The sequence below is a fragment of the Nocardia sp. NPDC003345 genome, from assembly GCF_053589395.1.
Map to the genome: position 1 here is coordinate 1 of NZ_JBSFRU010000413.1, position 4,873 is coordinate 4,873.

Consider the following 4,873-nt stretch of genomic DNA (forward strand, 5'->3'; position numbering starts at 1 on the left):
GACTGACGACGAGAATCGGGGCCCGCAGATCCGCCGCGCTGCGTTCGCCGTCGAGTACGCGGAGCCGCCAGATCTTGTCGGCCATGGTCCGCGCCGTCGCCTCGGTATCGGTATGGGTTACCCCGACCAGTGCGAGGAGGCCGTGCGGGATTCCGCTGCCGGCCGGATCGATCCGGCCCACCGGTTCGCCGTCCACCTGTACCTGTGCCGATGTCACACGTTGCAGTAGGGCTCGCATAGCTGTCGATCATGCCGTGCCGGACGCGGTCACCGCGCCGGGGTGGCGGTATTCCCGCCAGTGGCGATAGTCTCCGGATCCGGGACCGGGCCCACCGGCTAGAGTCGATCCGGATTCGCCCCGCACCAGATCATTCGGGTTCGTCATCGCCATCGCGCGTGAAACCCGGTGCCCGGCGACAACTCCCGCTCGCCAACCGTGGGAAAGCTTCCGTTCATACCGGCATCATGCCGGGTTCGCTCCTGACTGCCATGGTCGATTCCGACGGTTCGACGGTGCGGGGGAGGCTCGCGCACCCCGGGAGGAGTGGACGCGATGGGCGACAGGGTCGATTACAACGACGAGGCGTTCAGAGCGGCCGCGGAACGTACGGGCGGCGTGCGTGACCGGGTCCAGGGCGTGATCGACAATCTCGAGCTGCGGATCAACGGCCGGGGTCAGCCGTGGGGCAACGATTCGATCGGTCAGAACTTCGCCAACGGTCAGAACAACGACGGGTACCGCTCCGGGAAGACGAATCTGATCGACAGCGGCGAAAACGTTGCCGCAAGCTTGGATTCCTTCTACCAGGGGCAGATCGAGAGCGCCGACTACCTGCAGGACATGGAAGACGGCAACCGCGACGGTCTGCGCTGACCGGGACTTCTGCGCGACGATGACCAACGAACAAGCCAAAGCCGATTTCGCGGCGATCATGGGCGGGGTGCGGGAGCAGATGCGCACCATCGCGCGGATCCAGCAGCAACGTGCCGAACTCACCGCCACCGGCGCGGCCCGCGGGAAGAAGATCCGCGTCACGGTGAACGCCGACAATGTCGTGGTTGACGTGAGATTCGCCGATGACATCGACGAATTGAGCTACTCCGATATCGCGAAGGCGATAGTGGAGGCCACTCAGCGGGCCTGTAGGCAGGTTGCCGAGAAGACCACCGATCTGATGGCGCCGCTGGAAACCCAGAAGGCCAGAATGCCCAAACTCTCCGATCTCGTGGAGGGGATGGACGATCTGGACCTGCCGGGGATCGTCCCCGCCTCTACCGCGCGACCGGATGCCGCCCCGCAGCACCCGGACGGCTCCGGCGGCCCCGGCCGGCCGGGGCCCGCCGGTGACGGTAGCGGCCGCGGCGGGTCGGTCACCGATTCCAGCTGGTAATCCGGGCGGCTCGCCATGATCGATATCCCCGGCTGGGCACAGCATCTCGCGATCCTGGCGGGCGTGGAATGGCCCGAGGGTAACGAAGACGAGATGTGGGGTCTCGGCGGTGACTGGCGGGCCGCGGGGGATGAACTCGACGATATCGTCGCCGACATCATCGAGGCCAAACGTGCTTCGCTGCACGCCTACCCGGAGGGCGACGGCGTCACCGAGATGATCAAGGCTTTCGACAGCCTCATCTCCGGTGACGGCTCCGACAGTGATCAATCGGTGCCGAAGCTGGCCGACTCCTTCCGGCAACTGGGCGATGCGGCGTACAACACCGGTACCGAGATCGAATACACCAAGCTGATGTATCTGTCGTCGCTGGCTCTGCTGGCGGCGGAGATCGCGGCGGCGTTCATCTTCCCGCCGGCGGCACCGGCGGTCCAGGCGGCGGCCGTCGCGGTCACCAGGCTCGCGGTCCGGCTGCTGCTGCAGCGGGTCCTGCAGACGATTCTGCGGATCGCGAGCAACAGGTTCGTCAAATTCCTGCTTCGTCATATGGCCATCGATACGATCCTGGGCACTCTGCAGGAAGTCGGTATCCAGGGCTGGCAGATCAAAGAAGGGCACCGGCCGGATTTCGATCTGGGCCAGATCGCCGTCACCGTGGTGGCCTCGGCGGCCGGTGGCGCCGCCGCCGGTCCGGTCGGCGATCTGATCGGTAACGCGCTGGCCCGGGAAACCAGCGGGATCCTGCGCCGGACGATGGACGGGATGATCACCGGCACCGGTGCGGGACTGGTCGGCGGCCTGGCGGGCACCGCCGCTGCCATTCCGGCCCAGTTCGCCGTCATCTGGCATCAGACCGGCAGCTTCGATCAGGCGATGGACCAGACGATGGCCACACTGCCGCAGCAGTTCGGTCCGCTGGGAATCATTTCCGGGGCGAGCAACGGCCTGTTCACCGGCGGCGCCAAAGGGTTCTCGAATTCGCTGGCCGCCAAACGTGGCTGGGGCGTTCACAGCGACAGCTACCAAAATGCCTGGGGCGACCGATCTTTCATGGACCGCATCAACGATGTGGTCAACGGGCCAGGTCCCCGCGTGGGCGGACTGCCCGGCGGCGGTGACGGTTCGGGCGCCCTGGGTGGTGACGGCGGAACCCAGACCAGCAGCCCGGCGCGGAACGGGAACGGTCCCGCGGCGGGGCTCGGCGACGACGGCTCCGGTGTGAACGGGCGCGACGGCGCGCCGGGGTTGGATACGAATTCGGGCAACGGTGCCGTGAACGACCCGGCCGGTGTCGGCGGCAACGGGTCGGATCCGCGGAGTTCCGGGGAGCCGGGCACCTCCCCAGCTGGAAACCAGGACGGCCCCGGATCCGACGGCGCCTCTCGCGCCGAGGATGGTTCGAGCCGGACGGCACCGGATTCCGGCGACAGCGCAAGCACCACGAACGACGGTGATTCCGGCACCCCCGATTCCGGAGGTGCCGATTCGGGCAGTGATTCCGGCGGCAGTCGGCAGGACTCCCGGTCGGCCGACCCGGATGCTTCGAGTGGGAGCACCGACCGCAGCGGCGGCGGCGAGCAGACCGACTCCGGCGCCCCGGCCACGGACCGGAACGGATCCGAAGATCGCGCCGGCGCGGTGACGGATTCCGAGACGGATCCGACCCGGGAGCGGCCGGAGAATCCGGGCGCTCCCACCGGCCGGCAGGACGGCTCGAACGAAGGCACCCCGACCTCCGACCGCAACGCTGCCGAAAGCGATTCCGGTACGGACGGTTCACCCACCGCGAACCCGCGCTCCGATTCGCCGGCGCCGGTCGTGGGCGCTCCGGTGCCCGGACCGATGGCAGGTGGACCTACTCCGCCCGCCGGCGTGACCCCACCGGCCACCCCCGGCGCCCCGGCACCCGGTTCGACGCCTGCCGCGCCCGGTTCGACGCCGGGCGGGTCGAGTCCGGCCGCGCCGGGCGCCGGCAACACCCCCGGCGGTACGGGCGATTCGCGGGCCCAGACCGGAACTCCCGGTGATTCGCGCTCGTCGGCGAGCGCCGACGGTGGGCCGCGCGGGCGTCCGGGAGACCGGGCCGGTGCCGCCGACCGGGCTCCCTACCCCGGGACCGAGGGAAATCGGATTCGGGCCGGACGCACAGACGCCGAGGCACCCGGTGCGCACGACCGGCAGAACGAGGACGGCCGTGCCCCGGCCGATCAACGGCTGCCGGGCGATGTCGGTGACGGGCGGATCGGGCCCGAGGACGTGGTACCGCTGCCCATACCTGTGGGCGATCCCGCCGATACTTCCTCTGCACGGCGGGACAACGAATCCCGGACCTCGAACCGGGATCCGGACTCCCGGACCACGCGCCGCGACGACGGCCGGACCGACCGCGACGACGACGATTCAGACCGTTCGCCCGATGACCGGGACGATCCGGATGGGTCCGACGATCCGGACGATTCCGCCGATCGGAACCCCGAGGACCCGGAGGATGCCCAGAACCCGGACAATCGCGGCGAATGCGCCCGTCTCACCCTCGCCGAGCTGCAGGCGGAGACGGACAGTGACCGCATCACACCGCCGGAGGAGCCCAGTGGGCCCGAAGGTATGTCGCGCGACGAGATCCAGGACGCGCTCGGCGGCAACCTCTACGACTATCCCGACCGGGGTCCGGACCGTCCCCGCCATCAGGCGGTCGCCGACGAACTGCTACGCCAGGCCGCACGAACCGACCCTCGCCTGGTGGCGGCGGGTAAGGGGCCGCGCGCGTTCGTGATCGATGAGTACGCCGGTGCCGCCGACGAACACGGTGTCGGCGCGCACGCGTATTCCATGACGGTGCGGATGGACCCGCTCACCGGCGAATACCGCATCGAGGTCTCCGATCCGGCGGCGTCCCGGCGCCGCGGCTTCCCGCCGGACAGCCCCGCCGAGGTACGGCGGGTTTCGGCGACGCTACTGGACGGCAACGGCCGCATCCTGCGCCCCACCGGCCACGACGGCCGCGTCCGGCCGTCGTCGGAGCAGTACCTGCGCCACGGTCAGTCCGATTACGACGAGAACCGGCAACGCCGCGAAACCGAAGAGCAGTACACCGCGCGGCGGGACGCGGAGGCGGCCGACCTGAGGTCCCGGCTGGATCGCCTGAGCGCGCAATACCTGCGTGCGATGGCGGATCACATGGGGGAGAGCGGCCCCTCGCCACTCGCCGATCGATTCCGCGATCGTGCGGACGAGGCCGACCGCCGGGCCGAGCAGCACCGGGCCGACGCGGACGATCACTGGGACGATGCCCGCCGCAAGCCCGAGACCCGGATCTCGGACTGGCCCGTCGACGAGGATCCACCCACGCGCGACGAGGACCCGCCGGACGAGAACGAAGGCCGGCGTGCGGACGACGAGGATCGCCGGGACGATGAACCGGACGAGGGTGCCGGTCGTCGAGACGATGAGGAGAGTGCCGGTCGTCGAGACGATGAGGAGAG

General features: G+C 69.4%; 4 protein-coding genes. 3 read left to right on the top strand and 1 reads right to left on the bottom strand.

The features are described from left to right. Positions 1 to 238, bottom strand: a 238-nt coding sequence (locus ACWDU1_RS29500) for a D-aminoacyl-tRNA deacylase (protein ID WP_450003466.1), incomplete at its 3' end; no start/stop codon positions are given. A gap of 315 nt (positions 239 to 553) precedes the next feature. Here ACWDU1_RS29500 and ACWDU1_RS29505 point away from each other — a divergent pair. From ACWDU1_RS29505 to ACWDU1_RS29515, 3 genes are all read left to right on the top strand, one after another. Then, positions 554 to 874, top strand: a complete 321-nt coding sequence (locus tag ACWDU1_RS29505; protein WP_450003468.1) for a hypothetical protein — start codon at positions 554 to 556, stop codon at positions 872 to 874. Between the two features lie 19 nt (positions 875 to 893). Then, a complete protein-coding gene (locus ACWDU1_RS29510; protein ID WP_450003469.1) occupies positions 894 to 1,391 on the top strand; it encodes a YbaB/EbfC family nucleoid-associated protein in 498 nt (165 codons plus the stop codon). Between the two features lie 15 nt (positions 1,392 to 1,406). After that, a partial coding sequence (locus ACWDU1_RS29515; protein WP_450003471.1) for a WXG100-like domain-containing protein occupies positions 1,407 to 4,873 on the top strand: 3,467 nt, incomplete at its 3' end.